Source organism: Bradyrhizobium sp. KB893862 SZCCT0404 (assembly GCF_018130885.1).
Taxonomy (GTDB): domain Bacteria; phylum Pseudomonadota; class Alphaproteobacteria; order Rhizobiales; family Xanthobacteraceae; genus Bradyrhizobium; species Bradyrhizobium stylosanthis.
Genome location: NZ_JAFCLT010000002.1, coordinates 20,108 through 38,408, shown reverse-complemented (window position 1 = coordinate 38,408; position 18,301 = coordinate 20,108). Strand labels below are relative to the sequence as shown.

The following is an 18,301-nucleotide window of genomic DNA, read 5'->3' as shown; positions in this document are numbered from 1 at the left end:
GCAGCGCACCCGGCGCGGAATGTCGCAGGGGCGTTTCATCGTTGCAATCTTGGGGCAATTTTGCCGGGCCACATGCTGGGCTCCAAACCACATGAGTCGATCAGGCCGGCGAGGCCGATCCGGGGCCCTGCAATGAAGAATTTCGACGAAGCCGCTCTCCGCCTCTCGGTGAATGCGCGGTGGACGACCGCCAGTCTTGCCGCACTCGGTGCGATCATGGCGACAGCACAATCCGCATCGGCGCAGACTGCGTTCACGCTGCCGGCTCCGCCATTCGAGCTGCCGATGCTGCCGTCGCCGTCGGGAAACTGGACCGTGATGGTCGGCATCGGCGGCGAATACACGCCTGACTTCGTGGGATCGAAGAACAGCAAGTTTCGCCCGATTCCGATCTTCACCATCCGCCGCGCCGGGTCGGTCGACCAGTTTCGCGGGCCGCGCGACAGCGCCAGCATTGCGCTGCTCGACGTCGGCAATTTTCGCGCCGGTCCCGCGTTCAAATACGTCTCGTCGCGCAAGAGCGACAAGTATGCCGAGCTGACTGGCCTCGGCGACGTCAAGGCCGCCTACGAGCTCGGCGGCTTCGTCGAATATTATCCGGTCGACTGGCTGCGCCTGCGCAGCGAATTACGCCAGGGCATGGGTGGCCACACCGGCACGGTGGCGGACGTTTCCGCCGACGTCATCGTGCCGCTGATCCAGCGGCTGACGATCTCGGCCGGCCCACGCTTCACCTGGAAGAGCACCAAGGCGACCGCACCCTATTTCGGCGTTGATGCCGTGCAGGCGCTGGCGTCGGGGCTGCCGACATATGACGCCAAAGGCGGCGCGCATTCGGTCGGCTTCGGCAGCCAGATCTCCTACCGCATCAATCCGCAATGGGAGGTCCATGCCTATGTCGAGTACGAGAAGCTGCTCGGCGATGCCGCGGACAGCCCGCTGGTCAAGCAGCGAGGATCGTCGAACCAGACGACCGTCGGCATCGGCGCGTCCTATTCCTTCGACTTCAGGATTCGTTGAGCCGTCATGCGTCGCATAGCTGTATTATGGATCGGCTTCGCGATCGCGACCGCCGTCCTCGGCGCCGCCGCCGCGTTCGAAACGCGGGCGAGCCGGTTGCAGGCGATCAAGACCGTCGGCATCGTCTCGGCCATCGGCGAGGAGATGAGCCTGACGCAGGCCGGCCTGACCGGACTTGGCAACACCGCGCAAAGTCTCCCGATCGGCGCTTGGGGGCTGGACGAGCTGATCGTCCAGCAGGCGACGAAGTTGCTGGGCGGTCGCTTTCGCGTGCAGCCGGTGACCTACAGGCGCGCGGCGTTCGCTGCCATCAGGGATTCGGCGGTGACGCCGGTCAACCTGCTGCGCAGCGATCCGTTCAAGGAGCTGGTCCGCAGCGATGTCGCGCCGCAGGGGCTGGACGCCTACATCGTCATTACCCGCGCGAGATCGAAGCTCGGCAACGGCCGCAACGTTGAAGGTGTCGGGCTTGCCGAATACCGCACGCTGCTTGCGGATTACGGCCTGGTCCACGCCCTCTATGAGGTGCGCGTGATCGACGGCAAATCGTTCGACGTGATCGAGAAGCGGGCGGCCGCGCCGCTCGACAACACGGGGACGCTGCGGATCGCGGGGCCGAGCGGGCCGGTCGACGAGACGTTCGGCGGTGCGGCTTCCGGCGAGCGGCTGCGCGCGGCAGTCGCGGACCTGATCGCCCGCAGCCTTCCGGTCACGCTCGGCGACATGCACCTGATCGAGGGCCAGTGAGGCCCCCCGGCGTCAGGTCACTGGCGCCGGATTGAACAGCGTCAGATCGTTGTGGATGCCCCAGCGGTCCGACCAGGGCTTGGTGCGGCCGGAGGCGACGTCGAGGATCAGGCGGAACAGGTCCCAGCCGCATTCTTCGATGGTCTTCTCGCCGGTGGCGATGCTGCCTGAATCGAAATCGATCAGGTCCTTCCAGCGCCGCGCGAGCTCGCTGCGGGTCGCGACCTTGATCACGGGGGCGGCGGCAAGGCCGTAGGGCGTGCCGCGGCCGGTGGTGAACACCTGCAGCGTCATGCCGGAAGCGAGCTGCAGCGTGCCGCAGATGAAGTCGCTTGCCGGCGTCGCCGCGAACAGCATGCCCTTCTGCGTCGCCTTCTCGCCGGGCGAGAGCACGCCGGTGATGGCGCTCGACCCGGACTTGACGATCGAGCCGAGTGACTTCTCGACGATGTTGGCAAGGCCGCCCTTCTTGTTGCCGGGCGTGGTGTTGGCGCTGCGGTCGGCGCCGCCGCGTGCCAGATAGGAATCGTACCAGGCCATCTCGCGCACCAGCGCGCGGCCGACATCCTCGTTGATGGCGCGGCGGGTGAGGAGCTGGATGGCGTCGCGCACTTCCGTGACTTCCGAGAACATCACGGTGGCGCCGGCGCGCACCAGCAAGTCCGCGGCGAAGCCGACGGCGGGATTGGCGGTGACGCCGGAGAAGGCGTCGCTGCCGCCGCATTGCAGACCGATCACGAGATCGGAGGCAGGGCAGGTCTCGCGCTTGCGGCTGTTGAGCACCTTCAGGCGCGCTTCCGCCTGGGTCATGATCGCATCGACGATGGCGCCGAAGCCGTCGAAGGCTTCGTCCTGCATGCGCACGATGGCATCGCTCACGCCCTCCGGCACCAGCCGTTCGGGTGCCAGCTTCTCGCAACCGAGGCCGACGACCAGAATTTCGCCGCCGAAATTCGGGTTCAGCGCGAGGTTCTGCAGCGTGCGGATCGGCACCACGGCGTCAGGCGCGGTGATCGCGACGCCGCAGCCATAGGCATGGGTCAGCGGCACGACGTCGTCGACGTTGGGGTATTTCGGCAGCAGCTCGGCGCGGATGCGCTTCACGGCGTATTCCATCGTGCCCTTGACGCATTGCACGGAGGAGGAGATGCCGAGGATGTTCTTGGTGCCGACCGAGCCGTCCGGATTGCGGAAGCCCTCGAAGGTGAAACCTTCGAGCGGCGGCAGCGGCGCTGGCACGGCGGTGGAGATTTCGAGCTTGTCGAGGGCAGGGGCCTCCGGCATGCGGATGCGGGCCTCGTCGACCCATTCGCCGGCCAGGATCGGCGACAGCGCGTAGCCGATGATCTCGCCATAGCGGATGATCGGTGCGTCTTGCGCGATGTCGACCAGCGCCGTCTTGTGCCCTTGCGGCACGAAGGCGCGCAGCGTCAGCCCATCGGCAAAGCGGGAGCCGGCGGGAAGCCCGAAATCATTGACCACGATCGCGACATTGTCGCGCTCGTTGAGCTTGATGTAGCGGGGCTGCTCTTTCGCTGCGACGTCCTGGTCCATGGGAGGACTCCCGATTGTGGTCTTGTAGGGTGGGTTAGCCGAAGGCGTAACCCACCAAGGTCTCTATCCGCAGATGTAGAAGAGGTGGGTTACGCCGGCGGACTGCGCTTCGCGCAGCCGCGGGCTAACCCACCCTACGAAGTCAGCCTATCAACCCGGGAAGGTATAGGCCGTCTTCACGGTCGTGTAGAACTCGCGGGCATAGGAGCCCTGCTCGCGGGCGCCGTAGCTCGAACCCTTCCGGCCGCCGAACGGCACGTGATAGTCGACGCCGGCGGTCGGCAGATTGACCATCACCATGCCGGACTCGCTGTTGCGCTTGTAGTGCGAGGCGTATTTCAGGCTGGTGGTGCAGATGCCCGAAGCGAGGCCGAACTCGGTGTCGTTGGAGATCGCCAGCGCCTCTTCGTAGTTCTTGGCACGAATGACGGCGGCGACCGGGCCAAAGATCTCCTCACGCGCGATGCGCATGTTGTTGTTGGCTTCGGTGAACAGCGCCGGCTGGAGATAATGGCCGGGGTTCTCGCGCTTGAGCAGCTCGCCGCCGAAGGCGAGCTTGGCGCCCTCGTCCTTGCCGATCTTGATGTAGCGCAGGTCCTGGTCGAGCTGGCTCTGGTCGACAACGGGGCCGATATGCACGCCGGCCTTGAGCGCGTCGTCCACCGACAGGCTGTTCAGGCGCTCGGCCATCGCCGCGACGAAGCGGTCGTGGATGCCTTCGGTGACGATCAGGCGGGACGAGGCGGTGCAGCGCTGGCCGGTCGAGAAATAGGCGCCGTTGACGGCGACCTCGACGGCGGTCTTGAGGTCGGCGTCGTCGAGCACGACCAGCGGGTTCTTGCCGCCCATCTCGAGCTGGAACTTCTTCATGGGGTTCGAGAGCACGCAGGCCTGCGCGATCTTGCGGCCGGTCTGCACCGAGCCGGTGAACGAGATCGCGGCCACATCCGGATGGTCGAGCAGGGTCTGGCCGACGACGGAGCCGGAGCCGACGACGAGATTGAACACGCCGGCGGGAATGCCGGAGCGGGTGATGATCTCGGACAGCGCATGCGCCGAGCCCGGCACCAGCTCAGCCGGCTTGAACACCACGGTGTTGCCGTAGCAGAGCGCGGGCGCGATCTTCCAGGCGGGGATCGCGATCGGGAAATTCCAGGGCGTGATCATGCCGACGACGCCGACCGGCTCGCGGGTGAGCTCGACGTCGAGGCCGGGACGCACCGAGGCACCCTTCTCGCCGATCAGGCGCAGCGCCTCGCCGGCGAAGAACGCGAAGATCTGGCCGGCGCGGGCGACTTCGCCGATGCCTTCCGGCAGCGTCTTGCCTTCCTCGCGGGCGAGCAGGCGGCCGAGCTCTTCCTTGCGGGCAAGGATTTCGAGGGAGATCTTGTTGAGCGCGTCGTAGCGCACCTGCGGGGTCGACTGCGCCCAGGCGGGGAAGGCGGCCTTGGCAGCGGCAATCGCCTTCTCGGTCTGCGCCTTGTCGGCCTTGGCATATTCGCCGACGAGATCGTTGGTGTTGGAGGGATTGATATTCTTGGTGACGCCGGAGCCGTCGACCCATTCGCCGCCGATGAAGTTTTTAAGGATCGCAGTCATCGTTTCCTCCAGAGAAGGTTTCATTTCCAGTTTGGCGTGATCCTTGCCGGAGAACCGGTGTCCACTTTCTTGGGATCACGTCCTAACGCACGAGGCAGGGACGCTTGTCGTCGAAGGTCCAGCCTGGGATCAGGTCCTGCATGGCCATAGCGTCATCCCGGGCACCAAGTCCATGCTTCTTGTAGAGCTCATGCGCGGCCTCGATGGCGGCGCGGTCGATCTCGATGCCGAGGCCCGGGCGATCCGGAACGGCGATCTTGCCGCCCCTGATCTGCAGCGGCTCCTTGGTCAGGGCCTGGCCGTCCTGCCAGATCCAGTGGGTGTCGATCGCGGTGACCTTGCCGGGGGCGGCGGCGCCGACATGGGTGAACATGGCGAGCGAGATGTCGAAATGGTTGTTGGAGTGCGAGCCCCAGGTCAGGCCGTTGTCACGGCAGGTCTGGGCGACGCGCACCGAGCCCTGCATGGTCCAGAAATGGGGATCGGCCAGCGGGATGTCCACCGCGCCGAGACGCAGCGCATGGGAGAGCTGCCGCCAGTCGGTGGCGATCATGTTGGTGGCGGTCGGCAGGCCCGTGGCGCGGCGGAACTCGGCCATGATCTCGCGGCCGGAGAAGCCGGCTTCGGCGCCGCAGGGGTCCTCGGCATAGGCGAGGATGCCGTGCATGTTCTTGCAGAGGCCGATCGCCTCGTCGAGCGACCAGGCGCCGTTCGGATCGAGCGTGACGCGTGCGTTGGGGAAGCGCTTTGCGATCGCGGTGACGGCCTCGATCTCCTGCTCGCCGCGGAGCACGCCGCCCTTGAGCTTGAAATCGGCGAAGCCGTAATGGTCGTGGGTGGCCTCGGCGAGCCGCACCACGGTCTCGGGCGTCATCGCCTCCTGATGGCGGAGGTTGAACCAGTCGGGCTTGCCGGTCTCGCCCGTGACGTAATCGAACTTCGATCTGCGACGATCGCCGACGAAGAAGAGGTAGCCGAGCGTCTCGACGCTCTTGCGCTGCTGGCCTTCGCCGAGCAGGGCGGCGACGGGCAGGTTGAGATGCTGGCCGAGCAGGTCGAGCAGCGCGGATTCGATCGCGGTGACCGCGTGGATCATGACGCGGAGGTCGAAGGTCTGCTTGCCGCGGCCGCCCGCGTCGCGGTCGGCGAAGGCGGTGCGGACGTCGGCCAGGATGTTGTTCATCGCGCCGACGGTCTTGCCGATCACGAGATCCCGGGCGTCCTGCAGCGTTTGCCAGATCTTCTGGCCGCCCGGCACCTCGCCGACGCCGGTGTGGCCGGCATTGTCGGTGAGGATGACGATGTTGCGGGTGAAGAACGGCGCATGCGCGCCGCTCAAATTCAGGAGCATGCTGTCGCGGCCTGCGACCGGGATCACCTGCATCGCCGTGACGATCGGTGCACCGGCGATATCAGTCTGGGCCATCGCATGCTCCTCCCGGTTGTGTGCTTCTATTCTGCAGCCTGTTGTGACGATCGTGCGGCGGGCAGCTTCTTGACCAGCGCGGCCAGCTCCGCGACCTCCTGCTCGGTGAGATCGGTCAGCGGCGGGCGGACCGGGCCGGAATCGCGGCCGATCACCTTCATGCCGGCCTTGATGATCGAGACCGCGTAGCCCTTCTTGCGGTTGCGGATCGCGATCAGCGGCAGGATGAAATCCTTCAGGCCGGCGTGGATCGCCGCATGGTCGCGCTTGCGCACGGCGGCGTAGAAGCTGGTGGCGAATTCCGGCACGAAGTTGAACACGGCCGAGGAGTAGGTCGTCACGCCCATGTCGAGATAGGGCAGGGCGAAGGTTTCCGCGGTCGGCAGGCCGCCGACATAGGTCAGGCGATCGCCGAGCTTGGTGTAGACGCGGGTCATCAGCTCGATGTCGCCGATGCCGTCCTTGTAGCCGACGAGGTTCGGGCAGCGCTCGGCAAGGCGCGCGAGCGTGTCGGGCTGGAGAATGGCGTTGTCGCGGTTGTAGACGATGACGCCGATCTTCACGGCGGCGCAGACCGCCTCGACATGGGCGGCAAGGCCTTCCTGCTCGGAATGGGTGAGATAGGGCGGCAGCAGCAGGAGGCCGTCGGCGCCGGCCTTTTCCGCGCCGATCGCGATCTCGCGGGCGATCGCGGTGCCGTAGCCGGTACCGGCGAGCACGGGCACCCGGCCCTTGGTCTCCTCGACGGCGACCTTCACGACTTCAGGAACCTCGGTCGCCGTCAGCGAGAAGAACTCGCCGGTGCCGCCGGCGGCGAACAGGCCTGCGACGTCATAACCGCACAGCCAGTCCATGTTGGCGCGATAGGTCGCCTCGTCGAAGGAGTAGTCAGCCCTGAACGGCGTGACGGGGAAGGACAGGAGGCCCGATCCGATCTTCTGGGCCATTTCCTGCGGGGTCATCTTGCTCATGGGCGCGGCTCCCTTATTGCGTGTTGTGGAGGACGCGGGCCGAAAGCCTGCACGTCCATGCGCCGTTGTTTAGGCAACCGTTCGATGCGCGTCCAAGCCAAAGCCTATATCGACCGATGCGGATTGAGCATCAATCCTCAGCGATCTCCGCGGAGGACAATTCGCCAGCGATTTTGACCAGCGCGGCCAGCAGCGGATCCTCGTTGTCGCGGCGCCAGACCATGAACAGCTCGACCGGCACGCGGTTGCGCAGCTTCAGCGGGCGCAGCCGTACGTCGGAGATCTTCAGGCTCGCGGCGGCGGCCGGCACGATGGCGAGGCCGAGGCCGGCGCGGACCATGGCGAGGATCGAGTGGATCTGGCTGAGATGCTGCACGTAGCGCGGCAGCACGTCGGCGCGGGTGAACAGCGCCACCAGCAGGTCGTGGAAGTAGCGGCTCTCATAGGGCGAATACATCACGAAGGGCTGGTCGTCGAAATCCTTGATGGTGATGCTCTCGGCGTTCGCCAGCGGGTGCTTCTTCGGGATCGCGGCGAGCAGGGGCTCGGCGACGACGCGGCGGCTGGTCAGCTCGGGCCGCGCGATCGGCGGCCGGAGCAGGCCGGCGTCGATCTGGCCCGAGGTCAGCGCCTCGAACTGGTCGCCGGACACCATCTCCTTCAGGGAGAAATCCACCTCCGGCAGCTTGGCCCGGCAGGCCGCGACGAGCTCGGGCAGGAAGCCGTAGGCGGCAGCGGCGGTGAAGCCGATCTTCAGCGACCCGGTCTTGCCGAGCGCGATGCGGCGGGCGACCTGCGAGGCGCTTTCGGCGAGCTTGAGGATGCGCCGTGCCTCCGGCAGGAAGCTGCGTCCCGCCGGCGTCAGGCGCACCGAGCGGCTGGTGCGCTCCAGCAGCGGCGCATCGATGATGTGCTCGAGCACCTGGATCTGCCGCGACAGCGGCGGCTGGGTCATGTTGAGCCGCGCCGCGGCGCGGCCGAAATGCAATTCCTCCGCCACCGTGACGAAACAGCGGAGCTGGTTGAGGTCGAACATCGATACATGCCTTAGATGGATAAGGCGTTTCCCCGGCACTTCTAGCATCGATCACCCCCAAAACAAAGACGGCGGCTTTTGAGGGCCGCCGTTGAGTTGCCTGGTCAAGCTCCCATGGGAGCCCTCAGGAGGAACGTTTGAGCACCACCCGCTCGATCTTGCCGACCACGACGAGATAGGCGAAGGCGGCCACCAGCGCGTTGGCGCCGACGAACACCAGCGCACCGTTGAAGGAGCCGGTCGCGGCCAGGATGTAGCCGATCACGATCGGGGTGGTGATCGAGGAGAGGTTGCCGAAAGTGTTGAACAGACCGCCGGAGACGCCGCCGGCTTCCTTCGGCGAGGTGTCGGAGACCACGGCCCAGCCGAGCGCGCCGATGCCCTTGCCGAAGAAGGCGAGCGCCATGAAGCCGACCACCATCGCCTGTCCGTCGACATAGTTGCAGGCGATGATCGACATCGACAGCAGCATGCCGCCGACGATCGGGATCTTGCGCGCCATGGTCAGCGAGCCGGTCCGGCGCAGGATGGCGTCGGAGATGATGCCGCCGAGCACGCCGCCGATGAAGCCGCACAGCGCCGGCAGCGTCGCGACGAAGCCGGCCTGCAGGATCGACAGGCCGCGCTCCTTGACGAGGTAGACCGGAAACCAGGTCAGGAAGAAATAGGTCAGCGTGTTGATGCAGTACTGGCCGAGATAGACGCCGAGCATCATGCGGTTGGAGAGCAGCTGGCGGATGTGGTCCCAGCCGGAGCCGGCCTCGGGCGCACGCGCGCGCAGCGCATCGTCCCTGGGCGCGTCGAGATCGACCAGCGCGCCGCCCTCCTTGATGTAGTCGAACTCCGCCTCGTTGATCGAGGGATGCTCCTTCGGGCCGTAGATGGTCTTGAGCCAGACGAGGCCCATGACGACGCCGAGCGCGCCCATCACGAAGAACACGAAGCGCCAGCCGTAGCTGTGCGCGATCCAGCCCATCAGCGGCGCGAAGATCACGGTTGCGAAATACTGCCCCGAATTGAAGAAGGCCGACGCGGTGCCGCGCTCATTGCCGGGAAACCACGCCGCGACGATGCGCGCATTGGCCGGGAAGGACGGCGCTTCTGCGACGCCGACGAGCAGGCGAAGCACGAACAGCACGGCGACGGCGGCGCCGGCGCTGAGGAAGCCGACCCAGCCCTGCATCAGGGTGAACAGCGACCAGACGATGATGCTGAAAGCATAGACGACGCGCGAGCCGTAGCGGTCGAGCAGCCAGCCGCCCGGCACCTGCGCCGCGACATAGGACCAGCCGAAGGCCGAGAAGATCCAGCCCATCGCGACGGGATCGAGATGCAGCTCCTTGGAGAGCGCGGGACCCGCGATCGAAAGCGTGGCGCGATCGGCATAATTCACGGTGGTGACCAGGAACAACATGGTCACGATGAACAGCCTGACGCGAGACCTTCTCACGTCCGCTGCGGACACCACTGCGCTCATCATGCGCCTCCTTAGAACTCGAAATGTTTCCTCGAGGCGAGTCCTAGAGGCGCGTGCGGCAAGGTGTCCAAGTTCAAGGCAGTATCGATCAATGCCGTTTTTGGATTGATGGAACGGCAGGTGCGGGGAACGAAGGGCGGTGATGGCGAATGCGGGAGTGTAGTTGTGGCGCCGCGCTACACCACGCACGCCGCTGTCATTCCCCGCGAAGGCGGGGAATCCAGTACGCCGCGGCTTTTCGATTCAAGCAGGATCGTCACGGCGTACTGGATCGCCCGATCAAGTCGGGCGATGACACCGAGAGTGGAGCAACGACGGCGGGCTTGGCCTTACTGCCTTGCGCTCGGCAGCAGCTGCGGCAGGAAACCGCTTGTCACGCCCGGCGGCACGGCATCGAGGCCGAGCACCGCGCTTGCCGCCGGCAATGCCGCGTCCGCCATCGCGGCGTGACCTTCGGCGCTCGGATGCACGGCGCCGCCGTAGACGGCGGAGAGCACGCCCCAGGTGGCATCGTGGATGTCGGTCGGCTGGCTCGCGGCGGGCAGGCCTTGCGGATAGGTCATCGCCGCGAAGTAGCTGTCGTTGGCGTCGCGGATCCAGCGCGCACGCGGCAGGTAGGCGCGGTATTCGGACGCGCCGCGGCCGCACAGCATCGGCTGGCTCGCCGCGCTCACGATGTCAGGGTTGAAGCTCTGGCCGTTCTCGGCAAAGCAGGCGCGGTCGAATTCCGGATCATTGCCCGAATGCGCGCAAAAACCGTGATCGGCGAACGCGGCCTGGTGCGCATCGACGAAGGTCATGCGGTCGGCTTCGGGATCGCGGCACAGCGCGCCGCGGGTGCAGGTGGCAAGGCCCTTCAGCTGCGGCAGGAATTCGGTGTCGACGAAGGTCGAGACGCGCGCGAGGCGCTGCGGATCGGCGTTGAACGAGGGATGGATGTCGAAGCCGGCGCGGCCGCCGCGGCAGGGCACGCCGCCGTCGGCGAGCGCCGGATTGGCGTAGGACACATAGACCACATGCGAGAGATCGCCGCCGACCAGCGGCTTCAGCGCCTCGCGCAGCTTGACGAAGTTTTGGGGCAGCTCGCGCGCCAGCGCGTCACGGGAATCGTCGACGCTCGCCATCACGCCGGAGCGGCGGAACAGCGCGCGCTCGGTCGCGGTCTCGACGATGACGTCGGCGACGAGGCCGGAGAAATAGACGTCGTTGGCGCCGACCGAGAGCAGCACGAGATCGAGCGTGCGGTCGGGCTGGCGCTTCTTGGCCGCGGTGAGCGCTTCCTTCAGCTCGGCGACCTGCGCGTTGACGCTGGTATTGCAGACGCCGGTCTTGCCGGGCGGGCATTCGCGGGCGCGCTGCGAGCCGAGCAGCCCGTCGCCGATGCTGGCGCCGGTGCAGGCGAGCGGCAGGAACGTCACTGCGATATGAGTGTAGCGCACGGCGAGCGCCAGCGCGGTGCGGGCCTGGTAGCTGTACAGCGAGCGATGGCAGGGCGCGTTGAACCACTGCGCGCTGTAGTGCTGCCAGTTGGCGAGCGTGTCCGGCGCCTCGCAGGCCCGGCCGCCCTTGTAGCCGGCGCGGCTCGGCCGGTAATACTGGGCGCCGGCGGTGCCGAGATAGGAGCGGAAGCAGAAGCCTTCGTCCGACAACGCCAGCGGCCGGTCCGGATTGCCTTCGCCGGAAGCGATGCTGTCGCCGAGGCCGGCGACGAAGATGTCGCGGACCTGGATCTCGGTCTGGACGCGCTGGGTCGGATCGGAGCCCGAGGAGACGTCGACGGTTGCGACCGTCTGCTTGCCGTAGCGGACGCGCAGGTTGACCGGCTCGGCGCAGTCGAAGGTCGAGGCCTGCGGTCCGTCGCCGTCGTCGAACGACCAGGCGCAGGTGGCGCCGACCGGCACCGCGCCGGTCAGGCGCACGGTCACGGGATGGTCGATGGGGGTGATGTAGTTCTCTTTGACGTTGTCGCGGGTGCAGGGCTGGTTGACCCGGCCCTGGAGGTCGATGCAGAGCCGGTTGACCATGTTGCGGGCCCAGCCGCGGCCCTCGCTCTGGAGCTCCAGCGACTGCTCGGCGGCGAGAATGTTGCGGTTACGCGCGTTCTCGACATGGAGCAGGAAGTCGCGCTCCTCGCGGAACAGGCGGAAGCGATTGCGCACCTCCCAGCTGATCTGCAGGCTCCCGTCCTGCGCGGCGGCGCGCTCGGGCAAGGCGGACAGAACGCCGGCAAGCAGCACGGCGCCTGCGGAGAGGGTACGAAGGACTACTGAGATCATGGCCCGCGTCTTCAACGGCAAAGTTGAGGCGGAAATAAGAGAGGATTGCGCCTCCGCCCGCAACCTTTGACTGATGATCCTGCGGGCCGCTCCCGGCGGTTCAGCGCTTGCTGGCCTGCCGCAGCGACCGCTCGCGCTCCATCGGCGTCACCTGCTTCGGCAGGTTGGCCTGGGCGCAGGCTTCCGCCAGCCGCCGCCGCTCCTGCCAGGGCTCGACCACGTTCATCCAGAGCTCGCGCGTGCCCATGATGGAGATGGCGAGGCCGAACGGGATCACGAAATAGAGAATGCGGAACACCAGCAGCGTCGCCAGGAGCTGCTCGCGGCCGAATTCGGGCAGCGCCAGCAGCATGGCGACGTCGAACACGCCGATCGAGCCGGGGGCATGGCTGGCGAAGCCGATCAGCGTCGCCAGGATGAACACCACCGCCAGCGACATGAAGTCGATCGGCGGATTGGCCGGCATCAGCAGATACATCGCCGTGGCGCAGAAGCCGAGGTCGACCACGCCGATCAGGATCTGAACCAGCGTCAGCGGCGCCGAGGGCAGCGCCACCTTCCAGCCCTTCTGGCCGAGCTCGCGGCGCTTCTCGCCCATGCAGAGCCAGACCAGATAGGCGGCAATCGAGGCGAGGCCGCCGATCCCGATCAGCCGGTTGATCGAGGACGGGAGCTGATCCATCGAGGAGGCGGCATCCGGATGGATGACCATGCCGATCGAGAGCACGAAGATGTTACCGAGCCAGAAGGTCAGGCCCGACAGGAAGCAGATCTTGGCAACGTCGATCGCGTTCAGCCCGTAGTCCGAATAGATCCGGAAACGGATCGCGCCGCCGGTGAAGACGGTTGCGCCGATATTGTGGCCGATCGAATAGGACGTGAAGCTCGAGAGTGCTGCGATGCGATAGGGCACATGCTTCTTGCCGATCGTTCGCAGTGCAAAAAAGTCATAGAACGTCAGCGTGCAGAACGCGAAGACGACGCAGAGCGCGGCCAACCCGATATTGGCGCGGGGAATCTCGGTCAACGCGGTCAGGATGACGCCGGTATCGATGTGCTTGAGCGTGCGCACAAGCGTCGTGATCGCGAAGGCGATGATGAAGACGCTCGCGGCAACACCGAGCCGTCGCCAGCCGATCCATCTCTTGAAGCCGCGCTTCAGCGCGGGCAGCAGTCCGTGCATTCATCCTCCCGGCGGGGGGCAAGACCGACCCGGCCGGGCATTGGCCAGTCGGGTGCGATCGTTGCCGAAGACAGGCGTCGATCGCTAGATATGATCCAGCTCATTTAAGGCAAAAACGGTGTCTTGTGCAGCCCTTGACAAGGATAGGTTCTGCGCCAGACCCGCTACTTTTGTCATATGCGGTTCACATCGCACGCGCGTTAAGCATATGAGTCGGCAGATAGGTCCGGATCGTCCATTCTCATGCCGGCACGGTTTCATATCGTGTCGCCGCCGGCATTGTTCCAGCTCAAGCGTTGCGGGCTTTTTAGGAACGTCGATCCCGGGCGTCCGTTAGCGCCCCATCAGCAATCGAACATGGCGGAATAAGCGGCTTTTCCTGCAAGCCGGCGCCTCCGTGTTCCCGAAACCCCAAGAGGATCGGATCGATGGGACTGTTCACAAAAGACATCAAGACCATGAACGACCTGTTCGTGCACCAGCTCCAGGACATCTATTACGCCGAGCAGCAGCTCACCAAGGCGTTGCCGAAAATGGCGGCCAAGGCCACCGATCCGCAGCTGAAACAGGGCTTTTTGACGCACCTCGAAGAAACCAGGCAGCACGTCGCCCGCCTGGAGGAAGTGTTCAAGATGCACGGCGCGCAGGTGAAGGCGGTCGACTGTCCGGCGATCGACGGCATCATCGAGGAGGCCGAGGAGACCGCGGGCGAAGTCGCCGACAAGGCGGTGCTGGACGCGGCCCTGATCAATGCGGCGCAGGCCGCCGAACATTACGAAATTGTACGCTACGGCAGCCTGATCGCCTGGGCCAAGCAGCTCGGCCGCAACGACTGCGCCACCGTGCTCGCCAAGACGCTCGAGGAGGAGAAGGCGACCGACAAAAAGCTGACGACGCTTGCCGAGAGCAAGGTGAATTTGCGCGCGGCGAGCTGAGCAACGAAAGCGCTTCCCCTCCCCACAAGGGGAGAGGGGAAGCGCACCGGTTGACGAGTTCGCGCATGCGCATCCATCATTCGGTCATTCTCGAAGCATGACAACGGACTGAAGGCCTATATTCGCATGGGGCTGCAATCGAGGTGCAGCATGCGAGCCAACACCCTCAGATATCAATCTCTCGGCGGCGAAGCCGGCGCACACCGTGCCGGATCGCGTCTTGCGACTTCGCTGACGCTGGCGGCGATGAGCCTCGGCTATGGCGTGGTGCAGCTCGACGTCACCATCGTCAACACCGCGCTCGATGCGATGGGCAAAACCCTCGGGGGCGGCGTTGCCGAGCTGCAATGGGTGGTCAGCGCCTACACCATCGCCTTTGCCGCCTTCATCCTGACGGCCGGCGCGCTCGGCGACCGGATCGGCGCCAAGCGCGTCTTCATGGCGGGATTTGCCATCTTCACCGCGGCCTCGCTCGCCTGCGCGCTGTCGCCCAATGCCGTCGTGCTGATCGCGGCGCGACTGGTCCAGGGGCTGGCGGCGGCGATCCTGGTGCCGAATTCGCTGGCGCTGCTCAACCATGCCTATGCGGACGATCGCGCGCGCGGCCGCGCCGTCGCGGTCTGGGCCGCGGGCGCCAGCCTGGCGCTCACCGCGGGTCCCTTCGTCGGCGGCGCGCTGATCACGCTGGTCGGCTGGCGCGCGATCTTCCTGGTCAACCTGCCGATCGGGCTCATCGGTCTCTGGCTGAGCTGGCGTTATGCGACCGAGACCACGCGGGCGCGTTCGCGCGAGATCGATCTGCCCGGCCAGCTCGCGGCGATCGGCGCGCTCGGCGCGCTGGCCGGTGCGATCATCGAGGGCGGCGCGCTTGGCTGGGGACATCCCGCCGTGGTCTTCGCCTTCGCGTCGGCCCTGATCCTGGCCGTGCTGTTCGTCTGGCGGGAGAGCCGCGCCGTGCAGCCGATGCTGCCGCTGTCGCTGTTCGGTCACCGCTTGTTTACGCTGACGACGATCGTCGGCCTGCTCGTCAACGTCGCCATCTATGGCCTGATCTTCGTGCTCAGCCTCTACTTCCAGCGGATCAACGGGCTGTCGGCGTGGTGGACGGGGCTCGCCTTCGTGCCGATGATGGGGGCGGTGCTGCCGGTCAACCTGCTGGCCCCGGTTCTCGCCGAGCGCATCGGCGCGTGCCCGACCATCGTCGCCGGCGCCTGCATTTCGGCGCTCGGCTGTCTCGGCCTGCTGTGGATCGAGGCCGATACGCATTATTTGATGATCTGCGGGCAGATGATCGCGATCAGCGGCGGGCTAGGGCTGCTGGTGCCGCCGCTCACCTCGACCCTGCTGGGCAGCGTCGAGAAGGCGCGCTCGGGCATCGCGGCCGGGGTCCTGAACGCGACGCGGCAGACCGGCAGCGTGCTCGGCGTCGCATTGTTCGGCGCGCTGGTGGCCTCCGAGGGGGCCTTCATGGCCGGGCTGCACGCCTCGCTGGCGGTATCGGCAGCCGTGTTGCTGCTCGCCGCTGCCGTGATCGGGATCGGCGCGCCTTCGCGGGGATGAACAATCCGAGCGAATGAACACATCTCCCGTTCACCATTCCCGGAGCCGGAACATAGCCGGTTACCGATCGTCCACCTCTGTCGGTTTGAAGTGCGGGTTGATAGGGGCCCGCAATGTATCAAGTTCTTTACTGTCTCACCGACGAGCATGATTGGCGACTGGTCGCACTGGGCGGCGCGGTGTGCCTGCTCGCGAGCGCCGCGGCGATCAGCCTGTTTCACCGGGCCCGCGCCACGCAGGGCCCGGGACGCCTCGCCTGGATCAGCCTGGATGCGGCCGTCAGCGGGTGCGGCGTCTGGGCGACGCATTTCATCGCGATGCTGGCCTATGGGCCGGGCGGCGCTGGCGCCTACAACATCCCCATCACGATTCTCTCGCTGATCCTTGCGATCTCGATCACCTTCGTGGGCTTGAGCGTTGCGGTCTCGTCCGTGCGCCCGGTCTGGATCGTCGTCGGTGGTGCCATCGTCGGCGGCGGCGTTGCCGCGATGCATTACACTGGCATGGCGGCGCTGGAGATGCCGGCCCGCGTGGACTGGGTCGGAAGCACGGTGACCGCCTCGGTGCTGCTCGGAGCCGTCTTTGCGGCGCTTGCGCTGTTCGTCGCCGCGCGGCGCGACGATCTCTCCCATGCACTGGGCGCGACCGTCCTGCTGACGCTGGCCATCGTTGCGCATCATTTCACCGCGATGGGCGCGGTGCTGCTGACGCCGGACCCGACGCTCGCGATCAGCGGGCTGTCGATCCCGCCGGCATCGATGTCCTTCCTCACGGCCAGTGCCGCGGTCGCGATCATCGCGATCGCGCTCGTCGCCGCGCTGCTCGACCGCCGCGCCAAGGGCGAACTGGGACGCCAGCAACTGGTGCTGGACTCCGCGCTCGAGAACATGTCGCAAGGGCTGTGCATGTTCGATGCCGAGGGCAAGATCATCCTGTTCAACGAGCGCTACGCCTCGATGCTCCGCCGCACCGACATCGCGCTCACCGGCCGCCTGCTGGTTGAGGTGCTCAGGGAAGAGCAGGCCAAGGGCCAGTGGCAGGGCGATGCGGACGAATTCTTCGCGCGCCTCATTGCCGACGCGCGCGAGGGCCGCACCACGACCGACGTCGTCAACCGGTTCGGCCGCTCGATCCGGGTCGTCAACCAGCCGATGCAGGGCGGAGGCTGGGTCGCGACCTTCGAGGACATCACCGAATGGCTGGAGGCACAGGCCAAGATCTCGCACATGGCGCGCCATGACGCCTTGACCGGCCTGCCGAACCGCGTGCTGTTCCACGAGCAGCTCGAGCAGGGACTGCACCGCGCGAAGTCGGACGACCAGCTCGCGGTGCTCTGCCTCGATCTCGATCACTTCAAGGACATCAACGATTCGCTCGGCCATCCCATCGGCGATGCGCTGCTCAAGGAGGTCGGTCGCAGGCTCAAGGCTGCCGTCGGCGACGGTGACACTGTGGCGCGGCTCGGCGGCGACGAATTCGCCGTGGTCCAGATCGGACGTTCCGAGGAAGCCGCCGCGCGGTCGCTGGCCGGCCGTCTCGTCGAAGTGATCTCGGCGCCTTACGAGATCGACGACCATCAGATCGTCATCGGGGTCTCGATCGGCATCTCGCTGTCGCCGCAGGACGGCAGCAATCCGGACGAGCTGCTGAAAAACGCCGACCTCGCCCTGTACCGCGCCAAGGCGGACGGCCGCGGCACCTATCGTTTCTTCGAGACCGGCATGGATGCCCGCGCGCAGGCGCGGCGCCTCCTGGAAATGGATCTGCGTGCAGCGGTGCAACGCGACGAGTTCCAGGCGTACTACCAGCCGATCCGCGACGTCGCCAGCGGCCGTGTCGTCGCCTTCGAGGCGCTGCTGCGCTGGAATCATCCGCAGCGCGGCCTGATCGCGCCCATCAGCTTCATTCCGCTGGCCGAGGAGACCGGCCTCATCGTCCAGCTCGGCGAATTCGTGCTGCGCTCTGCCTGCACAGATGCAACCAGCTGGCCCGACGACATCGACGTCGCCGTCAATTTGTCGCCGGTGCAGTTCAAGAGCCCGAACCTGATCGCATCCGTGACCTCGGCGCTGGCCGCCTCCGGGCTGAGCGCGAACCGTCTCGAGCTCGAGATCACCGAATCCGTGCTGCTTCAGAACAGCGAGGCGACGCTGACCACGCTGCATGAGCTCCGCGCCATGGGCGTGCGAATCTCGCTCGACGATTTCGGCACCGGCTATTCGTCGCTGAGCTATCTGCGCAGCTTCCCGTTCGACAAGATCAAGATCGACCGCTCCTTCGTGTCGGAGCTGGCGACGCGCGAGGATTCCATGGCGATCATCCGCGCGGTGACCGGCCTTGGCCGCAGCCTCGGCATCGTCACCACGGCGGAAGGCGTCGAAAACGATGCGCAGCTCGAGCTGCTCCGGCGCGAGGGCTGCACCCAGGCGCAGGGCTACCTGTTCAGCAAGCCGCGGCCCGCTTCCGACGTCGCGATGATGCTGGAACGGCCACGGCTGCGCGCCTCGGCGTAAGCGA

The 18,301-nt window shown here is 66.3% G+C and carries 13 protein-coding genes; 5 read left to right on the top strand and 8 right to left on the bottom strand.

The genetic code is table 11. The features are described from left to right. Nucleotides 1–132 precede the first annotated feature (132 nt). Together JQ617_RS09045 and JQ617_RS09040 are read left to right on the top strand one after the other, a co-directional pair. The gene (locus JQ617_RS09045) at nucleotides 133–1,020 is read left to right on the top strand and encodes a MipA/OmpV family protein (RefSeq protein ID WP_212026029.1); all 888 of its coding nucleotides are present in this window, start codon (nucleotides 133–135) and stop codon (nucleotides 1,018–1,020) included. A 6-nt stretch (nucleotides 1,021–1,026) separates the two neighbouring features. Continuing rightward, nucleotides 1,027–1,767, top strand: a complete 741-nt coding sequence (locus JQ617_RS09040) for a hypothetical protein (RefSeq protein ID WP_212026028.1) — start codon at nucleotides 1,027–1,029, stop codon at nucleotides 1,765–1,767. A 12-nt stretch (nucleotides 1,768–1,779) separates the two neighbouring features. Here the strand turns inward: JQ617_RS09040 and garD are convergent, their stop codons facing one another. The 8 genes from garD to JQ617_RS09000 form a co-directional block, all read right to left on the bottom strand. After that, on the bottom strand, nucleotides 1,780–3,321 hold the full coding sequence (gene garD / locus JQ617_RS09035; RefSeq protein ID WP_212026027.1) for a galactarate dehydratase: 1,542 nt from the start codon (nucleotides 3,319–3,321) through the stop codon (nucleotides 1,780–1,782). A gap of 150 nt (nucleotides 3,322–3,471) precedes the next feature. Then, a complete protein-coding gene (locus JQ617_RS09030) occupies nucleotides 3,472–4,920 on the bottom strand; it encodes an aldehyde dehydrogenase family protein (protein ID WP_212026026.1) in 1,449 nt (482 codons plus the stop codon). A gap of 82 nt (nucleotides 4,921–5,002) precedes the next feature. Next, the gene (gudD, locus tag JQ617_RS09025) at nucleotides 5,003–6,346 is read right to left on the bottom strand and encodes a glucarate dehydratase (protein WP_212026025.1); all 1,344 of its coding nucleotides are present in this window, start codon (nucleotides 6,344–6,346) and stop codon (nucleotides 5,003–5,005) included. Between the two features lie 26 nt (nucleotides 6,347–6,372). After that, the gene (kdgD, locus tag JQ617_RS09020) at nucleotides 6,373–7,317 is read right to left on the bottom strand and encodes a 5-dehydro-4-deoxyglucarate dehydratase (protein ID WP_212026024.1); all 945 of its coding nucleotides are present in this window, start codon (nucleotides 7,315–7,317) and stop codon (nucleotides 6,373–6,375) included. A 130-nt stretch (nucleotides 7,318–7,447) separates the two neighbouring features. Continuing rightward, entirely contained in the window at nucleotides 7,448–8,353 is a 906-nt protein-coding gene (locus tag JQ617_RS09015) for a LysR family transcriptional regulator (RefSeq protein ID WP_212026023.1), read from the bottom strand. A 124-nt stretch (nucleotides 8,354–8,477) separates the two neighbouring features. Further along, the gene (locus JQ617_RS09010) at nucleotides 8,478–9,830 is read right to left on the bottom strand and encodes an MFS transporter (protein WP_212026789.1); all 1,353 of its coding nucleotides are present in this window, start codon (nucleotides 9,828–9,830) and stop codon (nucleotides 8,478–8,480) included. Nucleotides 9,831–10,159: 329 nt separating this feature from the next. Beyond that, nucleotides 10,160–12,106 carry an SGNH/GDSL hydrolase family protein gene (locus JQ617_RS09005; protein WP_212026022.1) on the bottom strand — a complete coding sequence of 649 codons (1,947 nt, stop codon included), beginning with the start codon at nucleotides 12,104–12,106 and terminating at the stop codon, nucleotides 10,160–10,162. 100 nt (nucleotides 12,107–12,206) lie between these two features. Continuing rightward, nucleotides 12,207–13,289: a lysylphosphatidylglycerol synthase transmembrane domain-containing protein gene (locus tag JQ617_RS09000; protein WP_212026021.1), complete on the bottom strand. Its 1,083-nt coding sequence runs from the start codon at nucleotides 13,287–13,289 to the stop codon at nucleotides 12,207–12,209. A gap of 428 nt (nucleotides 13,290–13,717) precedes the next feature. Between JQ617_RS09000 and JQ617_RS08995 the strand changes: the two genes are divergently transcribed. From JQ617_RS08995 to JQ617_RS08985, 3 genes are all read left to right on the top strand, one after another. Next, a complete protein-coding gene (locus JQ617_RS08995; protein WP_212026020.1) occupies nucleotides 13,718–14,224 on the top strand; it encodes a YciE/YciF ferroxidase family protein in 507 nt (168 codons plus the stop codon). 150 nt (nucleotides 14,225–14,374) lie between these two features. Beyond that, on the top strand, nucleotides 14,375–15,784 hold the full coding sequence (locus JQ617_RS08990) for an MFS transporter (protein WP_212026019.1): 1,410 nt from the start codon (nucleotides 14,375–14,377) through the stop codon (nucleotides 15,782–15,784). A gap of 113 nt (nucleotides 15,785–15,897) precedes the next feature. Further along, nucleotides 15,898–18,297, top strand: coding sequence for a bifunctional diguanylate cyclase/phosphodiesterase (locus tag JQ617_RS08985; protein WP_212026018.1), 2,400 nt, complete (start codon nucleotides 15,898–15,900; stop codon nucleotides 18,295–18,297). Nucleotides 18,298–18,301 lie beyond the last annotated feature (4 nt).

Coding starts and splice junctions, on each gene's coding strand:
- JQ617_RS09045 (WP_212026029.1), top strand. CDS start 133: ATGAAGAATTTCGACGAAGCCGCTCTCCGCCTCTCGGTGAATGCGCGG.
- JQ617_RS09040 (WP_212026028.1), top strand. CDS start 1,027: ATGCGTCGCATAGCTGTATTATGGATCGGCTTCGCGATCGCGACCGCC.
- garD (WP_212026027.1), bottom strand. CDS start 3,321: ATGGACCAGGACGTCGCAGCGAAAGAGCAGCCCCGCTACATCAAGCTC.
- JQ617_RS09030 (WP_212026026.1), bottom strand. CDS start 4,920: ATGACTGCGATCCTTAAAAACTTCATCGGCGGCGAATGGGTCGACGGC.
- gudD (WP_212026025.1), bottom strand. CDS start 6,346: ATGGCCCAGACTGATATCGCCGGTGCACCGATCGTCACGGCGATGCAG.
- kdgD (WP_212026024.1), bottom strand. CDS start 7,317: ATGAGCAAGATGACCCCGCAGGAAATGGCCCAGAAGATCGGATCGGGC.
- JQ617_RS09015 (WP_212026023.1), bottom strand. CDS start 8,353: ATGTTCGACCTCAACCAGCTCCGCTGTTTCGTCACGGTGGCGGAGGAA.
- JQ617_RS09010 (WP_212026789.1), bottom strand. CDS start 9,830: ATGAGCGCAGTGGTGTCCGCAGCGGACGTGAGAAGGTCTCGCGTCAGG.
- JQ617_RS09005 (WP_212026022.1), bottom strand. CDS start 12,106: ATGATCTCAGTAGTCCTTCGTACCCTCTCCGCAGGCGCCGTGCTGCTT.
- JQ617_RS09000 (WP_212026021.1), bottom strand. CDS start 13,289: ATGCACGGACTGCTGCCCGCGCTGAAGCGCGGCTTCAAGAGATGGATC.
- JQ617_RS08995 (WP_212026020.1), top strand. CDS start 13,718: ATGGGACTGTTCACAAAAGACATCAAGACCATGAACGACCTGTTCGTG.
- JQ617_RS08990 (WP_212026019.1), top strand. CDS start 14,375: ATGCGAGCCAACACCCTCAGATATCAATCTCTCGGCGGCGAAGCCGGC.
- JQ617_RS08985 (WP_212026018.1), top strand. CDS start 15,898: ATGTATCAAGTTCTTTACTGTCTCACCGACGAGCATGATTGGCGACTG.